The 20,863-nt window shown below is 60.8% G+C and carries 18 protein-coding genes; 14 read left to right on the top strand and 4 right to left on the bottom strand.

Translation table 11 applies throughout. The features are described from left to right. The first annotated feature begins 399 nt into the window (after positions 1-399). The 4 genes from ileS to ndk are packed head-to-tail and all read left to right on the top strand — an operon-like array spanning position 400 to position 5,903. On the top strand, positions 400-3,660 hold the full coding sequence (gene ileS, locus AB4Y71_RS11210; RefSeq protein WP_441720452.1) for an isoleucine--tRNA ligase: 3,261 nt from the start codon (positions 400-402) through the stop codon (positions 3,658-3,660). After that, positions 3,660-5,012, top strand: coding sequence for a bifunctional folylpolyglutamate synthase/dihydrofolate synthase (locus AB4Y71_RS11205; RefSeq protein WP_102597552.1), 1,353 nt, complete (start codon positions 3,660-3,662; stop codon positions 5,010-5,012). The genes ileS and AB4Y71_RS11205 overlap by 1 nt, the downstream gene beginning before the upstream one ends. After that, a complete protein-coding gene (locus AB4Y71_RS11200) occupies positions 5,012-5,446 on the top strand; it encodes a DUF4233 domain-containing protein (RefSeq protein WP_013349170.1) in 435 nt (144 codons plus the stop codon). The genes AB4Y71_RS11205 and AB4Y71_RS11200 overlap by 1 nt, the downstream gene beginning before the upstream one ends. 40 nt (positions 5,447-5,486) lie before the next feature. After that, complete coding sequence (ndk, locus tag AB4Y71_RS11195) at positions 5,487-5,903, top strand: nucleoside-diphosphate kinase (protein WP_102597553.1); 417 nt, start codon at positions 5,487-5,489, stop codon at positions 5,901-5,903. A gap of 63 nt (positions 5,904-5,966) precedes the next feature. Here the strand turns inward: ndk and AB4Y71_RS11190 are convergent, their stop codons facing one another. The 4 genes from AB4Y71_RS11190 to AB4Y71_RS11175 all read right to left on the bottom strand — a co-directional run bounded on the left by AB4Y71_RS11190 (position 5,967) and on the right by AB4Y71_RS11175 (position 9,518). Next, positions 5,967-6,173: a hypothetical protein gene (locus AB4Y71_RS11190; protein ID WP_441720450.1), complete on the bottom strand. Its 207-nt coding sequence runs from the start codon at positions 6,171-6,173 to the stop codon at positions 5,967-5,969. A gap of 355 nt (positions 6,174-6,528) precedes the next feature. Further along, entirely contained in the window at positions 6,529-7,818 is a 1,290-nt protein-coding gene (locus AB4Y71_RS11185) for an AI-2E family transporter (RefSeq protein ID WP_441720448.1), read from the bottom strand. A 223-nt stretch (positions 7,819-8,041) separates the two neighbouring features. Then, positions 8,042-8,626, bottom strand: a complete 585-nt coding sequence (locus tag AB4Y71_RS11180) for a GNAT family N-acetyltransferase (RefSeq protein ID WP_134780030.1) — start codon at positions 8,624-8,626, stop codon at positions 8,042-8,044. A gap of 268 nt (positions 8,627-8,894) precedes the next feature. Further along, a complete protein-coding gene (locus AB4Y71_RS11175; RefSeq protein WP_013349165.1) occupies positions 8,895-9,518 on the bottom strand; it encodes a vitamin K epoxide reductase family protein in 624 nt (207 codons plus the stop codon). A gap of 606 nt (positions 9,519-10,124) precedes the next feature. Between AB4Y71_RS11175 and AB4Y71_RS11170 the strand changes: the two genes are divergently transcribed. The 10 genes from AB4Y71_RS11170 to rsfS all read left to right on the top strand — a co-directional run bounded on the left by AB4Y71_RS11170 (position 10,125) and on the right by rsfS (position 20,857). Further along, entirely contained in the window at positions 10,125-12,965 is a 2,841-nt protein-coding gene (locus tag AB4Y71_RS11170) for an Rne/Rng family ribonuclease (protein WP_441720596.1), read from the top strand. Positions 12,966-13,195: 230 nt separating this feature from the next. Then, positions 13,196-13,504, top strand: a complete 309-nt coding sequence (gene rplU, locus AB4Y71_RS11165) for a 50S ribosomal protein L21 (RefSeq protein WP_013349163.1) — start codon at positions 13,196-13,198, stop codon at positions 13,502-13,504. 48 nt (positions 13,505-13,552) lie between these two features. Then, a complete protein-coding gene (gene rpmA / locus AB4Y71_RS11160) occupies positions 13,553-13,807 on the top strand; it encodes a 50S ribosomal protein L27 (RefSeq protein ID WP_013349162.1) in 255 nt (84 codons plus the stop codon). Positions 13,808-13,931: 124 nt separating this feature from the next. Next, complete coding sequence (gene obgE, locus AB4Y71_RS11155; protein WP_441720446.1) at positions 13,932-15,521, top strand: GTPase ObgE; 1,590 nt, start codon at positions 13,932-13,934, stop codon at positions 15,519-15,521. A 3-nt stretch (positions 15,522-15,524) separates the two neighbouring features. Then, a complete protein-coding gene (proB, locus tag AB4Y71_RS11150) occupies positions 15,525-16,682 on the top strand; it encodes a glutamate 5-kinase (RefSeq protein ID WP_013349160.1) in 1,158 nt (385 codons plus the stop codon). Positions 16,683-16,698: 16 nt separating this feature from the next. Beyond that, the gene (locus AB4Y71_RS11145; protein ID WP_102597556.1) at positions 16,699-17,985 is read left to right on the top strand and encodes a glutamate-5-semialdehyde dehydrogenase; all 1,287 of its coding nucleotides are present in this window, start codon (positions 16,699-16,701) and stop codon (positions 17,983-17,985) included. 118 nt (positions 17,986-18,103) lie between these two features. Then, positions 18,104-18,316 carry a hypothetical protein gene (locus tag AB4Y71_RS11140; protein ID WP_013349158.1) on the top strand — a complete coding sequence of 71 codons (213 nt, stop codon included), beginning with the start codon at positions 18,104-18,106 and terminating at the stop codon, positions 18,314-18,316. A 2-nt stretch (positions 18,317-18,318) separates the two neighbouring features. After that, the gene (gene nadD, locus AB4Y71_RS11135; protein WP_013349157.1) at positions 18,319-18,924 is read left to right on the top strand and encodes a nicotinate-nucleotide adenylyltransferase; all 606 of its coding nucleotides are present in this window, start codon (positions 18,319-18,321) and stop codon (positions 18,922-18,924) included. Between the two features lie 82 nt (positions 18,925-19,006). Continuing rightward, positions 19,007-20,419, top strand: coding sequence for a hypothetical protein (locus tag AB4Y71_RS11130; protein WP_441720444.1), 1,413 nt, complete (start codon positions 19,007-19,009; stop codon positions 20,417-20,419). Positions 20,420-20,476: 57 nt separating this feature from the next. Next, positions 20,477-20,857, top strand: a complete 381-nt coding sequence (rsfS, locus tag AB4Y71_RS11125) for a ribosome silencing factor (RefSeq protein ID WP_013349155.1) — start codon at positions 20,477-20,479, stop codon at positions 20,855-20,857. Positions 20,858-20,863: the final 6 nt, after the last annotated feature.

Genomic DNA, 20,863 nt, shown 5'->3' with positions numbered 1-20,863 from the left:
GTCGCGAAGCCATGGGTCACTGTACTCTGCTGCAGGTCAGACGAAACCGGTTCGAAACTATGTTCGAATGGTGTTTCGGGTGGAGCGGGTGTTCTGCGCTCGCCGAGCTGTGAGCCTGCGCTCACTTGCATTTGGAAGGCTGCCGGGAATTTTCTGCTGGCGCATCACGCGGTAGGATATAAGGACTGCGACTTTGATCCGGCTATCACCGGTGAGTCTTCGGAAGAACCGCGAACCTCATGTTCGCCAAGTAGAACCGAACGGGACCAGCCCGTCACAGCTGAAGATAAGCGATTCCCCATCATCTTGGTGGGGGATAAGCGGGGTGGTACCGCGGCAATTTCGCCGTCCTCGTAGGCAAGGATTTATCGACCCTACGCTTGAAGGACGGCCCATTCGATGAGCTTCTACCCGAAGGTCACTACTGACCCAACCGGTTCGACCCCGGCTTCACCGCGATTCCCAGATCTTGAGAAGCGCGTCCTCGAATACTGGAAGAACGACGACACTTTCCAGGCCTCCATCGACCAGCGTGAGGGCGAAGAATTCGTCTTCTACGATGGCCCTCCTTTCGCTAACGGCCTGCCGCACTACGGCCACCTGCTCACCGGCTACGTCAAGGACTTGGTAGCCCGCTACCAGACCCAGCGCGGCAAGCGCGTGGAGCGCCGCTTCGGCTGGGACACCCACGGCCTGCCTGCCGAGCTGGAAGCCATGAAGCAGCTGGGCATGACCGACAAGAAGCAGATCGAAGCCATGGGCATCGACAAGTTCAACGACGCCTGCCGCACCTCGGTGATGAAGTACGCCGATGAGTGGAAGCAGTACGTGAACCGCCAGGCTCGCTGGGTCGACTTCGAAAACGACTACAAGACCCTGAACGTCGAGTTCATGGAATCGGTCATCTGGGCCTTCAAGCAGCTCTCGGACAAGGACCTGACCTACAAGGGCTTCCGCGTGCTTCCATACTGCTGGAAGGACGAGACCCCGCTGTCCAACCACGAGCTGCGCATGGACGACGACGTCTACAAGAACCGCCAGGACCAGACCGTCACCGTTGGCTTCACCATCCTTGCCGGTGAAACCGAAGCTTCCAAGGAACTTGCCGGCGTGCAGGCCCTGGCCTGGACCACCACCCCATGGACCCTGCCAACCAACGCCGCACTGGCCGTGCACCCATCGATCGACTACGTCGTGGTTCCTGCAGGCGAAGCCGGCGTGAAGGCTTCGGCTGCCGCCGGTCCATTCCTGCTGGCCCGCGACCTGCTCGGCTCCTACGCCAAGGACCTGGGCTACAAGGACGCCAAGGAAGCCGCCGCGGCCATCACCGCCAGCTACACCGGCGAGCAGCTTGCCGGCGTGCGCTACCAGCCGCTGTGGGACACCTACACCGACACGGAGAAGTACGGCACCGAAAACGCCTGGCAGATTCTCACCGCCGACTACGTCACCGTGGCCGACGGTACCGGCATCGTCCACCAGGCTCCGGCCTACGGCGAAGATGACCAGAAGGTCTGCGAAGAGCACGGCATCCCGGTGATCCTCTCGGTCGACGAGGGCGCCAAGTTCCTGCCGGTCTTCGGCAATGGCCCGCTGGCCGAGATTGTCGGCGTGCAGGTCTTCGACGCGAACAAGACCATCACCAACGTGCTCAAGGACGAGGCCAAGCTCATCAAGCAGGCTTCCTACGAGCACTCCTACCCGCATTGCTGGCGCTGCCGCACCCCGCTGATCTACCGCGCGATCTCCTCGTGGTACGTCGAGGTCTCCAAGTTCAAGGACCGCATGGTCGAGCTGAACGAGCAGATCAACTGGATCCCGGGCAACGTCAAGCACGGCCAGTTCGGCAAGTGGCTGGAAAACGCCCGCGACTGGTCCATCTCGCGCAACCGCTACTGGGGTTCGCCGATCCCAGTGTGGGAATGCACCGGCGCCGAATGCGAGCACCGCGAAGTCTTCGGCTCGCTGCAGGAGATGCAGGACTTCTTCGGCCGCCTGCCGGTGAACCACGAAGGCCAGCCTGACCTGCACCGCCCATTCATCGACGAGCTGACCAAGGCCCACGAGGGCTGTGCCGAAGGCGGGACCCTCAAGCGCGTGGAAGACGTGCTCGATGTCTGGTTCGACTCCGGTTCGATGCCGTACGCCCAGGTGCACTACCCATTCAACAACCAGGAATGGTTCGATTCCGGCCACCACCCGGCTGACTTCATCGTGGAGTACATCGGCCAGACCCGTGGCTGGTTCTACACCATGCACGTGCTCTCCACCGCGCTTTTCGACCGCCCGGCCTATACCAACGTGATCTCCCATGGCATCGTGCTGGGCTCGGACGGACAGAAGATGTCCAAGTCCCTGCGCAACTACCCGGATGTCACCGAGGTCCTGGACCGCGACGGTTCCGATGCCATGCGCTGGTTCCTGATGGCTAGCCCGATCCTGCGCGGCGGCAACCTGGTCGTAACCGAACAGGGCATCCGCGACGGCGTGCGCCAGGTACTGCTGCCTCTGTGGAACGTCTGGCACTTCTTCAACCTCTACACCAACTCCGCGAACAACGGAGCCGGCTACGAGGCCAAGCGCTCGATGGACTCCACCGACCCGCTGGACCAGTACATGCTGGCCGCCACCGGCCAGCTGGTGCGCGAAGTCACCGAGGCGCTGGATTCCTATGAGGTCTCCGATGCCACCGAGGCCGTGCGCCACTACATGGACACGCTGACCAACTGGTACGTGCGCCGTAGCCGCCAGCGCTTCTTCGATGAAGACACCCAGGCCTTCGACACCCTGTACACCGCACTGGAAACCCTGGTGAAGGTCACCGCTTCGCTGCTGCCATTGGCCAGCGAAGAGATCTTCCGCGGGCTGACCGGCAAGCGCTCGGTGCACCTGGAAGACTGGCCAGAAGCCAGCGAATTCCCAACCGACACCGCGCTGCTGGAAACCATGCAAACCACCCGCAAGATCTGCTCGGTGGGCTCCTCGCTGCGCAAGGCCAAGAACCTGCGCGTGCGCCTGCCACTGGCTGAGCTGAAGGTCGTGCTCACCGACGCAGCACGCCTGGAAGGCACCTACGCCTCGATCATCAAGGACGAGCTGAACCTCAAGGCCGTCACCCTGATCGACGCCGAAGGAGTGGACGCGGCCAGCTACGGCATCAGCCAGCAGCTGGTCGTCAACGCCCGCGCCGCCGGCCCACGCCTGGGCAAGAACGTTCAGCAGGCCATCAAGGGGGCCAAGTCCGGGGACTGGTCGGTCACCGACGGGGTGGTCACCGCAGGCGGCCTGGAACTGGCCGAGGGCGAGTACACCCTGGACACCGTGGTGGATGCAGCCGGCGAAATCGCCGCAGCAGTCATCGACGGCGGCTTCCTGGTGCTGGACACCGAGGTTACCGAAGCGCTGGCCGCCGAAGGCACCGCCCGCGACATGGTCCGATCCATCCAGTCCGCCCGCAAGGACGCGGACCTGCAGGTCTCGGACCGCATCCGCACCGTGATCACCGCTAACGCGGCAACCATCACCGCACTGGAAGCCAACCGCGAACTGGTCGCCGGGGAAACCCTGACCGCGCAGCTTCAACTGGTTGCCGATGATTCGGTTGCAGGCGAACAGGTCACCGTGGCCAAGCTGGAAACTGACAAAGCGGAGGCCAACTAGTGAGCGATCTGGACCGCGTCTACGCGCAGCTATTGGCCCGTGCGCCGGAAAACAAGATGGAACCGCGCATGGAACCGATGTTCCGTGCCATGGAGGTCCTGGGCGAGCCGAATAAGGCCTGCCCGGTCATCCACATCACCGGCACCAACGGCAAGACCTCGACCGCCCGCATGATCGAGTCGCTGCTTGAAGCGCACGATCTGCGTACCGGCCGCTACTCCTCCCCGCATCTGGTGTCGGTCACCGAGCGCATCGCCATTGACGGTGCACCGGTGGACGAGGAAACCTTCGTGCGCGTCTGGGATGAGATCAGCCCGTTCATCGAGATCGTGGACGCCGAACTGGGGGAACGCGGCGAGAACAAGCTCACCTACTTCGAAGCGATCACTGTCCTGGCTTTCGCGATCTTCGCCGAGGCGCCCGTGGATGTCGTGGTGCTCGAAGTCGGCTTGGGCGGCATCACCGATGCCACCAACGTGGCCGATGGCGACGTTTCGGTGATCACCCCGATTTCGCTGGACCACACCGACCTGCTGGGGGACACCCCAGGGGAGATCGCCCAGGAAAAGGTCGGGATCCTCAAGCCCGGCGGCTACCTGGTCTCCTCGGTGCAGCCGGTGGACGCCGCCGATGTGCTGCTGGCCCGCGCCCGCGAGCTGGAAGTGCCGGCCGTCTTCGACACCCTGGACTTCAAGCTGCTGGATCGCCAGCACGGCGTGGGCGGGCAGCTGCTGTCCATCCAGGGCCAGGCCGCGCGCTACGACGAGATCTTCCTGCCGCTGTTCGGTGCCCACCAGGCGCAGAACGCCACCGTGGCCTTGGCCGCGGTGGAAGCGTTCCTCGGCGGCGGCCAGCGCGAGCTGAACGCCGATCTGGTCCGCGACGGCTTTGCCGCGGTGACCAGCCCGGGCCGGTTGGAACTGGTCCGCGGCGCACCGAGCATCCTGGTCGATGCCGGGCATAATCCTGATGGCATCCGTGTCACCGCGGAGGCCATCAAGGAATCCTTCGGCTTCACCCGCCTGGTGCTGATGGTTGGCATCCTGGCGGAGAAGGACGCCGAAGCGATGCTCTACACCATGCGTGAAGAGTATGGCGACATGGTAGAAGACATCTGCATTACCCAGTCGTCCTCGCCGCGCGCCATCCCGGCCGGCGAGCTGTCCACCATGGCGATCGAAGCTGGCTGGCCTGAAGAGGACATCCACGTGACCGAGAACCTGGAAGACGCCATCGAGTGGTCGGTAGGCCGTGCCGAGGCCGGCAATGATCTCTCCGGCGGCGTGCTGGTCACCGGTTCGATTACACTGGTGGGCGAGATTTCACTATTGCTCAAGGGAGGCGAATCCTAATGGCAAAACTCACCCGCGCCCAGCGCGAGTGGCGTCCTGGCATGAAGAAGAAGCAGCGCTCCACGAAGATGATGTTCGCATCTACCGTGCTGGTCTGCGAAGCGCTGCTCGCGGTGTTCGTGACCCTGGCGGCCTTCGGGCTCAAGCGCGGCGGGGAACCGGTAGTCGTGCTCAGCCTCGGCGCCGTGCTTGCTCTGCTGTGCATCTTCAACTGCGCTCTGCTGGGCAAGAAGATCGGCTACATCATCGGCTGGGCCCTGCAGGTAGTGTTCTTCCTGTCCGGCTTCCTGCTGGTGGACATGTTCTATCTGGCAGCGGCCTTCGCCCTGTGCTGGTGGTACGCGCTGTACAAGGGCGAGGAAATCGACGTGGAGAATAAGCGCCGCGCCGCCGCCCAAGAAGCCTGGGAACAAGCCAACCCCGAGCAAGCCTAAGAACCTAAGAAGTACATCAACGATACGAAGAGGTAGTCACATGACTGAACGTACCCTGATCCTGGTCAAGCCAGACGGCGTCAAGCGCGGTTTGACCGGACAGATCCTTGCCCGCATTGAAGCCAAAGGCTACGCCATCGCCAAGCTGCAGCAGCTGGAAGCGACTCGCGAACTGCTCGCCGAGCACTACGCAGAGCACGAAGGCAAGCCGTTCTACGAGCCGCTGGTTGAGTTCATGCTCTCCGGCCCAGTGGTAGCGATCGTAGCTGAAGGCCAGGGCGTTATCCCGGGCTTCCGCTCGCTGGCAGGCACCACCGATCCGACCACTGCTGCTCCGGGCACCATCCGTGGCGACTTCGGCCGCGACTGGGGCCTGAAGGTCCAGCAGAACCTGGTCCACGGCTCGGACTCGGTTGAGTCCGCAGAGCGCGAAATCGGCATATGGTTCGGCAAGTAAGCTGAAATAGAAAAATCCCGGCAGTTTTGAACTGCCGGGATTTTTCATGCCCGGAATCGGTTTCTAGAACCAGTCATCCAAGTTGTCCTGGGCGAGCATAGCGCTCTGCCCAGAGGCCGCATTCTGCGCAGGGCCTGCGATGGACGGCGCGGACGCTTCCAGCGGCTGTTGCTCTGCGGAGCCGATCCTGACCACCTGGTGATGGTCGGTGATTGGCCCGACTATGTGCGAAAAATACTTATCTGCTCCGTCGTTGCTGTATTCCAGCACGTGGATACCTCCCAGTCTTCAGTGCGCGTTAGCGCATTGATTGCGGGCGAAGCCTGGCGCGGGATTTTCCCTGTGGGGGAAAACGAAGACATGCAGCAAAACTTCTCAAGGTGCTTGCGCATCCCACGTCGCTCCACTTTCATCACTCCAGTCACATTAAACACACAAACCACATCCACGGCAACGTAAGTTTAGCTTCCGAATGGCATGCGCCGAGCAAAAAACCCCGAGAAACCGGGGCTGGCGGCGTGGCAAACTAGTTTTGAATTAGTTGGTAATAATTCGATCCAGAGTATTTATGGGCACGAGAAAGGGTGCCCCTGCTATGCAAGAGCACCCCCCCCAGCATCGGCTTCTACTCGGAACCCTTAGTCGATTCCTTATGAGCTACCTTGGCTTCGAGCTTTTCGAAAGCATCTTCCTCTTCGTGGATTTCAACTTCGGACTTGATGTCCTCGCTGGCTTCAGCCACGGCATCGGACTTATCTCGTCCGGTCCACACCTTGATCACAGCCCACGAAGCTGCAACCAGCGGCACCGACAGGACCGCTCCGACGATGCCAGCCAAGACGGTGCCGGCGGTCAGGGCCATCAAGACGACCAATGCATGCAGGCTCAGGGCGTTGGCCATGACGACCGGCTGAAGGAAGTTGCCTTCCAGCTGGTTGACCAGGATCACCGCGGCAAGCACGATCAGTGCCACCACCGGGCCATTGGTAACCAGAGCGATCAGCGTGGCCAGGATACCGGCCACGGTCGCGCCGACCATCGGAACGAACGAACCCAGGAAGACGATAACGCCCAGCGGGATAGCCAGTGGCACCTGCACGATCAGCAGCGTAGCGGTGATGCCCAAGGCATCCACCGCTGCGACAGTGGCCGTGCCGCGGATGTAGCCGCCGAAGGTGCGCAGTGCGCGGTCTCCGGAGAGGATCCACTTATTGCGGTAGTGGCGCGGGGTCCAGGACACGGCGAAGGCCCAGATCTTGTCGCCGTCCTTCAGGAAGAAGAACAAGATGACCAGAAGCAAAATCATCCCTGTCACGAAGCTGCCGGCGGCGCTGAGGGTATTCAACGCGCCGGTGCCGAACTGGGAACTGGTCAAGAAGCCGGTCACGGTTTCAACGACATTATCGATTTGGCTCTGATCGACGTTGAATGGCATGGTGCCGATGAATCCCTGGACCATTTCATTGAGCTGGTTGAAGCCCTGGACAGCTTGATCAACGAGCTTCGGCCATTCCTTGATGACCGAGAAAACCAAGCCGGTGCCAATGCCGCCGAGGATCAGCAACGAACCCAGGAACACGATCCACGCCGCAAGCATCGGGGAAACGACCCTGCGCAGCTTGATCACCAGGGGCCACAACGCACAGGAAATGATGACGGCCAGCAACGTCGGGATCACGATCATCGTCAGCCGCAGCATGCCGATGATCAGGAAGGTTGCCAGCGCGCCGACGATCAAAAGCTGTGCGCTTCGAATGCCCAAGCGTCCTAGCAAGTCCGTCCACAAACTGGTGACCGTGAAATCTGGTTTGGCGTCCTTGGCTGGAACACGATGGTACTCAGCAGGCGTCGGCTTGTCGGGTTGCTGTTGCTTCTTCAACAACTGGGCAGGCCTGACCTTACGGAAAAAAGCCATAGTCGCTCCTTGTTATCTAATACTGATAGCTCTAACAATAGGCTAGCGACTTGAGTTGCCTTCGAGGCAACACCGAAAGGTTGATTTTGGCCCCGGGCATCGGCCTTGAGGCTTACCGAAAGGTTCAAGAAGCGCAGGTGGGACACGATGGTAGACAAATCGGCAGCCCTGCAATTGCAGGACCGCCGCGTTGAATGAAGCCGGATTCAGCCGGAGGATCGAATCAACCCTTGAAATATTCCTTGGCCAGCAAGCCCATGATGATCTTGTCGTGGAATGACCCGTCGTGGAACCCGGCCTGTCGCACTCGGCCTTCTTCACGGAACCCTGCACGGTTGAACGTGCGCAGTGCGCGCTCGTTGTAGGCCCACGCGGTCAAGCCGATGCGGTTCAGGCCCATCTCGCGGAAACCGTAATCGATGATCATCTTGGTTGCCATGGTGCCGTAGCCCTGGCCCACGTTCGAACCGCCGATCATGATCATCAGCTCTGCCGAACGCGCCGGTGCGTTGTAGTTGTACAAAGCCGTATGCCCGATCAGCGTGTCATCGGGCAGCGTGATCGAAAGGCCAACACCGTCGGTGGTCCCGCGGTTCAGGCTGCGCGATTTGAATAGCTCTGCGGCTTCGGTGATTGGGTGGGGGAGGACCAAGTTGCCCTGCAAAGCCATGAATTCTGGGCTGTTCCACCACTGGGTGAGGAATGCAAGATCTTCTTCTTGCAATTCCCGCAGCCGCAGGTGCTCGGAAATCAGCAGGTTGATTCCGTAGTCTTGGGCATTTTCTGTGTTCCATATGTCACTTGCCATGCTTCTAACCTACCGGGTTCAGCTTGATGGCACGTGTGAAATCGTTGATGGCGAAACCTTTCGATCAACCTGGAATTCGGCAATGGCGCAGATCGAAGGTGGAATTCAGGCATAAATTTGCAGGTCGACGCGCCGAGGCGCAACAAACAGTGACACATCCATGGCTGCTCAGCCTCATTGCCCCTGCGCTGGATGAACAGATTAAAGCACCACGGGACCGCTGCCGAGGCAGCGGTCCCGTGGAAGTCAGGGGCTAAGTAGCAGGTCCCTAGCCGAAGAAAGCCAGGGGGAAACGCAGAACGATCGAAGCGGCTATGAGCACCCAGAGGATGGCGGTAATGATCCAGCTCCACTCGGCGAAGAACTTCTTCACCCCAGCGCCGGCAGGAATTACCCCGGTCAACACATTGCGAGCGGTCGTAAAGACGAACAGCGGGATCGTCATCGCCCACACCACCATGCAGTAAGGGCACAGCGCGTTGATCTCATACAGTGCCTGGGACCAGAACCAGATGACCAAACCCATCGCTGCGGTGACGCCGACTTGGAAGCACAGCCAGAACCAGCGCTTGAGGTTGGATGCCCCAGCCAGCAAGGCGAAGCCCACGGTGATGACAACGGCGAAGCAAACGATCCCGAAGAAGGGATTGGGGAAGCCGAAGATCCCGGCCTGCTCTGATTTCATCACGGTGCCGCAGGAAACCCAAGGATTGATATCGCAGCTGGTGATGTAATCGGGGTTCTTATAGAGCTCAAGGCGTTCCAAAACCAAAATGCCGGCGGCGAGCCAGGAGATGAACCCGGTGACGATGATGAACAGCCCGAAGCCGCGTTCCTTAGCCCACCAGGGCAACACGCCCGAGCTATGGCTATTTTCTAGTGATGAAACCATGTTTTGACTATTCCATAAGTTCATAGGAAAGCGGGGAATTCCGCCGAGGGCTTTTTCATCTTAAGGAGCATTTCTGTGTGTCTGGTGAGAACCAATGAACAAGGCGTGAACGAAATATGAGAGAATGGGAATGGTTGTTCGCGGATCCACAGTCTGCTTTCAACCCGACGACAGACTTTTGAAACAACAGATCGCCAGGCGATGCATCGCTTCGGTTGAGTGCCCAATATGTGCGCCTCCCGAGGGAATACCGCGGATCGTAGGGCTGCAAAGGAAAGCAGCCGGTTTCCTAGGCCACGTTGATCCGCAGGATTTGCGCATGGTTCAGAAACTTGGACAAGTGCCGACCCCGCGGAAAATAGCGAGCTTTTGTGTCCGGCCCACTGGAAAATAGGTAGGCCAAGGGGACACGCGATGATTGTAGTTTCAGTTGCGGCGCCGTCTGTGGAGGATGCCGGAGCGGGACATAGTAGGAGTATGCGAATTTAAATGAGCGCAGCAAATCAACGAAAGGGTGGGGCGCAAGGTAATAAGCGGGGCAACCGTTCAACGCGAGCCCGCCGTACCAGCGTTTCAACCACACCTGCGCGACCACTGCGTCGCGCCATGACCCTGGCCGAACTCAATGCCGCTGCCGGCGTTGAAGAAAGCCCATACCGCTGGCGGGCAACTCGCCGCACGCAGATATCGACCCCTGACTCCACCAAGCGCGCAAGCCGCCAGGCTGAACGCCGTGCACAGGCGGCACGCAATGCCGCTAATGACGAAGCAGTCGAGGCAGCCGCAGCCAAGCAGGAAGCTTCAGAGCAGAAGGCTGTGGAAGAAACTGAAGCTGCAGCCGAAGCACCAACCGCTGCTCCAGTCGAGCCGGAAACCGCCAAGGTTGAAGAAGCACCAGTCGTCGATCAGACCGGCAAGCTGCTGGCTGAACACGGCAGCACCATGATCTTGAATCCTTTCGCCGTGCCGGAAACTGCACAGGCAGTGCTGGCACAGGCCGTGGCCAAGAAGCAGGAACCTGCTCGCCGTGCCGCCGCCGCTTCGGAGGCCGACGAGGACGATGTCACTTCGCGCCGTCGCCGCCGTCGTCGCCGTGGCGATGTGGACCTGGAACTTGAAGGCGGTTCGCAAGATGATCCGCCGAACACCGTCACCCGTGTGCGCGCACCGCGTGGCACCATCGAGAGCCATGCCTCGGTCAACAACAAGGTTGCTTCGGTGCGCGGCTCCACCCGTTTGGAAGCCAAGCGCCAGCGTCGCCGCGAATCGCGCGAAACCGGTCGTCGCCGCCAGGTGATCACCGAGGCCGAGTTCTTGGCCCGCCGCGAGTCCGTTGAGCGCAAGATGATTGTGCGCCAGCGCGAAGATCGCATCCAGATCGGTGTGCTGGAAGATGGGGTGCTCGCTGAGCACTTCGTTTCCAAGACCCAGCAGGATTCGCTGATCGGCAACGTGTACGTCGGCAAGGTCCAGAACGTGCTGCCATCGATGGAAGCTGCTTTCGTGGATATCGGACGCGGCCGCAACGCCGTGCTGTACGCCGGCGAAGTCAACTGGGATGTTGCTGCGCTGGAAGGCGCACCACGCCGCATCGAGAACGCGCTGAAGGCTGGCGACTCGGTACTGGTCCAGGTCACCAAGGACCCAGTGGGTCACAAGGGTGCCCGCCTGACCAGCCAGATCTCGCTGCCCGGCCGCTACCTGGTCTACGTGCCAGGCGGTTCGATGACCGGCATCTCCCGCAAGCTGCCTGACGTTGAGCGCCAGCGCCTGAAGAAGATCCTGAAGGACCACCTGCCGGAGAACGCGGGCGTCATCGTGCGCACCGCTGCCGAAGGCGCGTCCGAGGAAGAGCTGACCAACGATATCAACCGACTGCGCGCGCAGTGGGAAGGCATCGAAGAGCAGGCCAACTCCACCAAGACCCTGGCTCCGGAACTGCTGTACTCCGAGCCTGATCTGACCATCAAGGTAGTGCGCGACGTCTTCAACGAGGACTTCACCAAGCTGATCGTCTCCGGCGAGCACGCATGGGACACCATCGAGGCCTACGTCATGTACGTAGCCCCGGATCTGATGGGCCGCTTGGAGAAGTGGGAAGCCGAAGAGGACATCTTCACCAACCTCCGCGTCGACGAGCAGATCGCCAAGGCACTGGACCGCAAGGTCTTCCTGCCATCGGGCGGTTCGCTGGTCATCGACCGCACCGAAGCCATGACCGTCATCGACGTGAACACCGGCAAATTCACCGGCTCGGGCGGCAACCTCGAAGAAACCGTAACCAAGAACAACTTGGAAGCGGCCGAGGAAGTTGTCCGCCAGCTGCGCCTGCGCGACATCGGCGGCATCATCGTCATCGACTTCATCGACATGGTCCTTGAATCCAACCGCGATCTGGTGCTGCGCCGACTGGTGGAGTGCCTGGGCCGGGACCGGACCAAGCACCAGGTGGCCGAGGTGACCTCGCTGGGTCTGATCCAGATGACCCGCAAGCGCATGGGCACCGGTTTGCTTGAAGTCTTCGGTGAAGAGTGCGAGCACTGTGCCGGTGCTGGTGTCATCACCCACGACGAGCCAGTTGAAACCCGCAAGACCTTCAACTCGGCCGGCGAGCAGCACACCAAGAAGTTCAACGACAAGCCAAGCCGCAACTCCCGCCGCCGCCGCGGTGGCGAGAAGGACGAGGCTAAGCCAGTTGAGAAGAAGGAGCCGGTATCGGAGGAGAAGGACGAGGCCACGCGCCACGCCCTGGCCAACATTGCCGCAGCCTCGCACCTGGATGCCGCTGCAGATAACGCAGTGAGCATCGATGGCGAGCAGATTCCTGTCACCAAGGCGCAAGCATCGGATTCCGAAGCTGCTGCGGTGACCCTGGAAGCGCTGGAAGCAGCGCTACCGGGCAAGGGCGAGTCCAGCGAGGAACAGGACGGCAGTCGCAAGCCGCGCCGCCGTTCACGCTCCCGTGGACGCAACCGGAACCAGATTGAGGAAAGCACTTCAGGTAACGATGAGGCTTCGGCTACCCAGGAGCAGCCAGCTGCTCCTGCACCGGAGCAGGCATCGAAGTCCGAAGAGCAGCCCCGCAAGCGTTCGCGCCGGGCTTCGCGTCCGCAGGCCGCAGCACAGCAGGACCAGCCGGTCATCACCGGCCTGGCCATGCCTGCTGCCAGCGCACCTGCAGCCGCTGAGACCAGCACCGCTGTTTCCGCTCCCGTTGCCGCACCTGCGGCAACCACACAGAATTCTACGAAGCCAAAGCGCCGTAGTCGTCGGGCCACCTCGGCCCAGGGCGATGCGACCGCAGAGGTTCTCGTGGCAGAGGTATCCGCTGCTACCGGTTCGGTAGTTCAAATGGACGCCTCCGGTTCGAAGAAAGATAAGCCAGCTGAGCCTGCCGGGCAACCGGTAATGTTCGGTGTGGGTGTTCCAGTACGCGAACTGAAATAGATGAACTTGATCACGCTTCACCCGCTGGGGCAGTTTCTATTTGCTCCAGCGGTGTGGACTAGCGTAATCTAGTTGATCGGTGCTAAACGCCAAGATCACGGACTTTTGGTCCGCTCGGCGTCAAGGCACAAGCGCATGAGATCCCCGTGCTCGCGTCCACTTTGTGGGTGTTTACGGGTCGATATCTGCGCCGGTAAGACAATAAACGTCGAGTAGAAGTGAGTACCCACGTGGTGTACGCAATTGTCCGCGCAGGCGGCCACCAGGAGAAGGTTTCCGTTGGAGACCTCATCACCGTTGACCGTCTTCAGGCTGCCCCAGGCAGCTCCATCGAGCTTCCAGCTTTGCTGTTGGTAGATGGCGAGAAGGTAACTTCCGCAGCTGCCGATCTGGCTAAGGTCACGGTCACCGCTGAGGTTGTAGAAAACCTTCGCGGCGAGAAGATCGTAATCCAGAAGTACAAGAACAAGACCGGTTACAAGAAGCGCCAGGGCTTCCGTGCCGCTCTGACCAAGGTCAAGGTCACCTCGATCGCCTAATTCAGGCAATCGTAGAATCCATTTTTGTAGCGAAAGAGGCTAAAAGGCATGGCACATAAGAAAGGTGCGAGTTCCACTCGCAACGGTCGCGATTCCAACGCACAGTACCTAGGCGTAAAGCGCTACGGTGGTCAGGAAGTCAAGGCAGGCGAAATCATCGTTCGCCAGCGTGGCACCCACTTCCACCCAGGCGCCGGCGTAGGCCGTGGCAAGGATGACACCCTGTTCGCATTGGCTGCTGGCGCAGTCGAGTTCGGCACCCGTCGTGGTCGCCGCGTGGTGAACATCGTGGCTGCTGCCTAATTTCAGGCAACAGGCAAATTTTTTAGTACACAAGGGGTGGGCCGATTTCGGTCCGCCCCTTGCGTGCATAGTTAGACTTTAAGCGAGTATCCCTCGCAACCCCGTACTAGGAGAAGATGGCCCCGTGGCTGCATTCGTTGATCGCGTAACCCTTCATGTCACCGCAGGTAATGGTGGCCACGGTTGTGTGTCCATCAAGCGTGAGAAGTTCAAACCGCTTGGCGGTCCAGATGGCGGCAACGGCGGCAAAGGCGGAGACATCATTCTTCGCGTTGACCCGCAGGTCACCACGCTGCTGGACTTCCACCACCTGCCGCACCGCAAGGCCGGCAACGGTGAACCAGGCAAGGGTGGTTTGCACCCGGGCAAGCACGGCGAGGACCTGATCCTCGGCGTGCCAGCTGGCACCGTCATCAAGACCAAGGACGGCGACATCCTCGGCGACCTGGTCAAGCAGGGCGACGAATTCATTGCTGCCATTGGCGGCATGGGAGGCCTGGGCAATGCGTCCATCGCCTCGGATAAGCGCAAGGCCCCGGGCTTCGCACTGCTGGGCATTCCCGGCACCAGCCAGGACGTCGTCCTGGAGCTGAAGTCCATGGCCGATATCGCGCTGGTTGGCTACCCATCGGCCGGCAAGTCCTCGCTGATCGCCGCCGTCTCGGCAGCGCGCCCGAAGATCGCCGACTACCCATTCACCACCCTGGTGCCTAACCTGGGTGTCGTGGAAGCCGGCGAAACCCGCTTCACCGTCGCCGACGTTCCAGGTCTGATCCCAGGAGCCTCCGAAGGCAAGGGACTGGGCCACGAGTTCCTGCGCCACGTCGAACGCTGCGCTGCCATTGTGCACGTGCTGGACTGCGCTTCGCTGGAAGCGGACCGCGATCCAATCAGCGACCTGGACATCATCGAAGCCGAGCTGGCCAATTACGAGGCCGACTCCACCTTCGCTGGAACCGACGGCACCATCGTGCCGTTGATCGAACGCCCGAAGCTGATCGCCCTTAACAAGGTTGATATGCCGGACGGCGCTGACATGGCTGAATTCGTGCGCCCGGAATTGGAAAAGCGCGGCTACCGCGTCTTCGAGATTTCGGCCCTCTCGCGTAACGGATTGCGCGATCTGTCCTTCGCTATGGCTGAATTGGTAGAACAGGCCCGCGCCGAACAGGTGGTTGAAGCCCCAGTAGTCGAGGTACCTGTGATCCGTCCGCATACCAGCAAGCGTGCTGAGTTCACCATCCGCCGCGAGGAACAGAACTTTGAACCAATGTGGCGTGTTATCGGTGAGAAGCCCGAACGCTGGATCATGCAGACTGACTTCCGCAACGACGAAGCAGTGGGCTACCTGGCTGACCGCCTGGCCAAGCTGGGTGTTGAAAACCAGCTGTTCAAGGCCGGAGCCAAGCCAGGCGACGCCGTAATCATCGGTGCAGAAGACAACGCAGTGGTCTTCGACTGGGAGCCAACCATGGCTGCCGGTGCAGAACTGCTCGGCGGAAGCCGACGCGGTGAAGACATCCGCCTTGAGGACCGCGGGGATCGCAAGACCCGCGAAGAGAAGCGCGCCGAGCATGATGAGCGCAGAGCTGCCAAGGCTGCCGCTCGCCAAGAGCTGGAAGCCGAACGCAAGGCCGGTATCTGGACTGAATCCGTTGACTCCAAGTACGGACGAAAGACCGCTGAACCAAAGGCAACCCAGGAGGAAAATTAAAGTATGAGTGAAAGCGCCACTAAGACAATTTCAGCTATTACCTCACCTCACGAACTACCTCAGGCCAAGCGGCTTGTAGTGAAAGTTGGATCCAGCTCGCTGACCACGGTCAGCGGGGGAATATCGCATGAGAGACTGAAGTTTCTGGTGGACACACTCGCCGAAACTGTGAATAACGGAACCGAGGTCATCCTCGTTTCTTCCGGTGCAATTGCAGCCGGCATCGCCCCGCTGGGGTTGGCCAAGCGTCCCAAGGACCTGGCCACCCAGCAGGCGGCCGCCGCAGTGGGCCAGGGGTTGCTGCTGGCGCAGTACACCCAGTTATTCGATGAGCACGATCTTCGCGTCGCCCAGGTGCTGCTGACCGCAGATGACCTGATGCGCCGCTCAACCTACACCAACGCCCTGCGTTCGCTGGTCCGCTTGCTGAACCTGGGCGTACTGCCGATTGTGAACGAAAATGACGCGGTAGCCACCCGCGAAATCCGCTTCGGCGACAACGACCGCCTGGCCGCCCTGGTGGCCCACCTGGTCAAGGCCGACGCGCTGCTGCTCTTCTCCGATGTCGACTCGGTCTACGACGCGCACCCGGATGAGGGCGGCAGCCGCATCACCACCATCGAGCACCCCGACGAACTCGAAGCCGTGGACCTGGGCACTCCAGGTGCGGCCGGGGTAGGCACCGGCGGCATGATCACCAAGGTCGACGCCGCGACCATGAGTTCCTCGGCGGGCATTCCGACCCTGGTGACCAGCACCGATAACGCGGCCAAGGCCTTGCGCGGCCAAGATGTCGGCACCTGGTTCGCCGCCCGCAACTCCCGCCGCTCCGCCCGCGATGTCTGGCTGGCTTACCTGGCCTCGATCGAAGGCAAGTTGATCCTGGATGCCGGTGCCGTCAAGGCCATCTCCCGCGGCACCAACTCGCTGCTGGCCGCCGGCATTATCGAGGTTCGCGGCGAGTTCGAGGCCGGAGACGCAGTAGAGATCTGCGATTCCAAGGGCAAGCCATTCGCCCGCGGCCTGGTGAACTTCGGCTCCGAAGAACTGCCGGATATGCTCGGGCACAACACCACGGATCTGGTCGAGGAACTGGGCGAAGGATACGACAAATCCGTCGTGCATGTCGACGACCTAGCTTTGATCGAACCCATTTTCTAGAATGAGGAGCATGAGTATGGATGCCGTAAACACCGAAGAAACGAATACCGACATCACCAACTCGGTCCATCAGCTGGCCGACCGCGCACGCCGCGCATCACGAATCCTCAAGCGCGCCAACCGCGACTGGAAAGACCGTGCGCTTCAAGCCATGGCTTCGCGCATCGATGAGAACCGCGCGATGATCCTGCGCGCCAATGAAAAGGATCTGGAAAACGGCCGGGCCAACGGCACCTCCGAAGCGCTTTTGGACCGCCTGAAGCTCGACGATCAGCGCATCGACGGCCTGATCGGCGCCCTGCACGAACTCGCTGGCCTGCCGGACCCAGTGGGCCGCGTCGTACGCGGCGAAACCCTGCCTAATGGCCTGCGCATGCGCCAGGTCAACGTGCCCATGGGTGTCATTGGCACCATCTACGAGGCACGCCCCAACGTCACCGTCGATATCGCCGGCCTGGCGCTGAAGAGCGGCAACGCAGTACTGCTGCGCGGCGGTTCGGCGGCGTTGAACTCCAACCAGGCGCTGGTTGCGGTAATCCGCGACGCGCTGGAGTCAGTCTCCCTGCCTCGCGACATCGTGATCTCCATCGATGAATTCGGCCGCCCCGGCGCCGACGCGATGATGGGCGCACGCGGCAAGATCGACGTGCTGATCCCACGCGGCGGCCGCGAGCTGATCCAGCGCGTGGTCACCACCGCCAAGGTTCCGGTCATTGAAACCGGCGAAGGCAACGTGCACATCTTCCTCGACGCGAGCGCCGATGAGGAAATGGCCGTCGATATCCTGCTCAACGCCAAGACCCACCGTCCAAGCGTGTGCAACACCGTGGAGAGCCTGTTGATCCACAAGGACGCAGCAGTAGCTCCGGCAGTGCTCAAAGCCCTGTCCGAAGCCGGCGTGAGCTTGCACACCGACGATCGTGCCGCGGCGCTGGTTCCGCAGCTGAAAACCACCCCGGCAGGGGAGGACGACTGGCGCAATGAGTACCTGGATCTGGATATTGCAGTGAAGGTCGTTGACGACATGGACCAGGCGCTGGAGCACATCCGCACCTACTCCACCGGCCATACCGAGGCAATCATCACCTCGTCGTTGGCAGCTTCGGAGCGGTTTGTCGCGGAAATCGACTCGGCGGCAGTCATCGTCAACGCTTCGACCCGCTTCACCGATGGTGGACAGCTGGGTCTGGGCGCAGAGGTGGGCATCTCCACCCAGAAGATGCACGCTCGTGGTCCGATGGGCCTGGCCGAACTGACTACGACCAAGTGGATCGTCCAAGGCGACGGGCACATTCGCAAATAGTTTCTGACCGCCGTTTTCGGTACGATGTAGAAGAAACGTAACGTTACTTTTCGAGCCGCTGATCCAGGTGCCTTCGCGCCTGGCTCGGCGAACTCGTAAAAACGACTGGAGAATTATCTTGAACGCGCTGATTTTGGCTTCGGAAGCCGCTTCCAACGGCATGGACCCACACACTTTTGCTGTGCTCGTCGGTGGCGGCATTTTCGCAGCACTTATGGTTCTGCTGCTGATCACCGTTTCCTACACCAACGTAGGTAACCGCCACGATGCAAAGCCTGAACCAGAGGATACCCACCGCCAGTTCAAGACTCACACGCCACACAGCCACTAGTCTTGGCAGAGCATAAGCCTCAAGACCGCCCATTGCGCCTCGGCGTAATGGGCGGTACTTTTGACCCCATCCACAATGGCCACTTGGTCGCTGCCAGCGAGGTGGCGGCCGAATATGACCTGGATGAGGTTGTTTTCGTTCCCACCGGACAGCCCTGGCAGAAGGCAGACCGACAGGTCACCAGCGCCGAGCACCGCTATCTGATGACCGTGATCGCCACCGCGTCGAACCCGCGCTTCACCGTAAGCCGCGTGGATATCGACCGTGAAGGCGCCACCTACACTCGCGATACCTTGCTCGACCTACGCGCACTGCGCCCCGATGCGGAGCTATTCTTCATCACCGGCGCGGACGCGATGAGCCAGATTATGAGCTGGCGCGATATCGACCAGGTCTTCGATCTCGCGCACTTCGTTGGCGTGAGCCGGCCAGGTTATGTCATCGCGGATTTGGGTCGCGACAACGTCTCGCAATTGGAAATTCCAGCACTGTCAATTTCCTCCACGGATTGCCGTGCACGAGTCGCAGCCGATAAGCCAGTTTGGTATCTTGTGCCGGACGGTGTGGTGCAGTACATTGCAAAATATGGGCTGTATACCGAGTCGTAACCTCACATAGGGTGGGGTAACACGGCATAATCTCTAGGTAAGGGTGACGGTATTTGTCTATGCGGTCGGGAGAAGTATCAGGATGAGCGATAACTCGCAGCCGGTTTCAAGCAGGCGAGCTCTGCGCGAAAAACGACGTGCTGAGATGGAAGCAATGCTGGCAAACAGCAAGGCCGAACAAGCAGCCAAGGAGCTCGCGTCAAAGAACGCAGCCGAGGCTGAAGCGCCGGCTAAGCCAGCTAAATCTGGACAGGCCCCACAGGCCAAGCCAGCACCCAAGGCAGAGCCTGCAAAATCCGCCGCGGCCAAGCCAGCGGCTAAATCCGAGGCCAAGCCTGCAGCTAAGCCAGCACCCAAGCCAGCTGTTTCGGAAGCACCAGCCGCCAAGGCTGAAAACCCCAAGCCAGCAGGCGCCAAGCAGCAAGCCGTTAAACCAGCAGCGAAGCCTGCGCAGGCCCCAGCTAAGGCTGAAAACGCCAAGCCTGCGGCAAAGCCAGCTTCCGCACCTGGGGCCGAAGAGCCACTGGGGGAGCGCGCCTCATTGCGCCGTGCCCGTGACCGCGAGGCCCTGCGCGAACGCCGCCGTCTGGAAGAAGAAGTCGGCGCACTGACCACCAACATCCCAACCGTCTCCCCGGCCGAGGATCCCAAGCCGCTGACCCGCCGTCAGCTGCGCCTGCAGGCGCTGGCCGATCAGGGCAAGGTCGAACCGCAGCCTAAGGCCCCCGCCAAGCCTGCCGGCAAGGAAGACACCCCAGAAACCACGGTTATGAGTGTCGAGCAGGCGCTGGCCGCCCGCCGCGCCCACGCACCTAATGCTCCGGTCGACCCTAACCTGCTGGGGGAAGACGACTCCGAGATCGATTTGGAAGTTCTCGCCCACCAGCGCGAAATGGCTGCCCGCGCGGCTATCATTTCCCGTCGTGCCGCCGAACGTGAACGCCTTCGCATCCAGAACGCTAACCAGGGCAAGGACGATAAGGCTTCCGATCCTTTCACTGGCGCCATGGGGAACATTCGCGAGGTTGAAGACCGCATTGCCAAGATCGGCGTGCAGGGTCCCAAGACCCAAAGCGTTGCGCTGGACCTGAATGCGGATGGCAAGCTCAGCTCCAAGAAGGATGAGGCCGCACCTGCAGCCAAGAAGCCAATGGCCAAGCCGGCCAAACCAGCAGCCAAGACCCCGGTAAAGCCAGCAGCGAAGGCTCCGGCCAAGCCTGCGGCGAAACCAGCAGCAAAGCCGGTTGCCAAACCACTAGCGAAGCCAGTGGCCGAAGAGCCAGCAAGATCCAAGCCGAAGACGCAGGCCTCCGAGCCCGCCGCCGGAGTGGAAATGCCACGCATCGACGCGGTCAACGCACAGGGCTTGCAGCCACTTGACGTGCAGGCCCATGGCCTTCGCCGAGCCAACAACATGCTAATCGCGATGATCGTCGCACTCAGCTTGGGCGGCGCCGCATTGATTGCGGGCTTGATCATGTTGCTAGGCAACTAGTTTTCGTAGGACAATTAAGTTCTCGATCTACACCTCTATAAGGAGACACCCCACTCTATGGGAGCACACGCAGATTCAATTGCCCTCGTGAAGGTTGCTGCACACGCAGCATCCGAAAAGATGGCAGAAAATATGGTCGCACTCGATGTTGCCGACCGCTTGGGCGTTACCGACGCTTTCTTGATTGTCTCTGGTGGGTCAGAACCTCAGGTCAACGCCATTGTCGACGAAATCGTCGCTGAAGTACTCGAAGAGTACAGCATGCGTCCGATCCGCCGCGAAGGCTTCGGCCAGGGCCGCTGGGTCTTGCTGGATTACGGCGACGTCGTCGTTCACGTTCAGCACCAGGAAGACCGCATCTTCTACGCCCTTGAACGACTCTGGGCCGACTGCCCAGTAATCGAGCTGCCTGAGGAACTTTCTGCAGACCAGAAGTAATCCTCA

It is taken from the genome of Glutamicibacter sp. MCAF14 (assembly GCF_052114325.1).
Taxonomy (GTDB): Bacteria; Actinomycetota; Actinomycetes; order Actinomycetales; family Micrococcaceae; genus Glutamicibacter; species Glutamicibacter arilaitensis.
The sequence above is the reverse complement of the archived record's forward strand: the minus strand, read 5'-3'. Positions and strand labels throughout refer to the sequence as shown.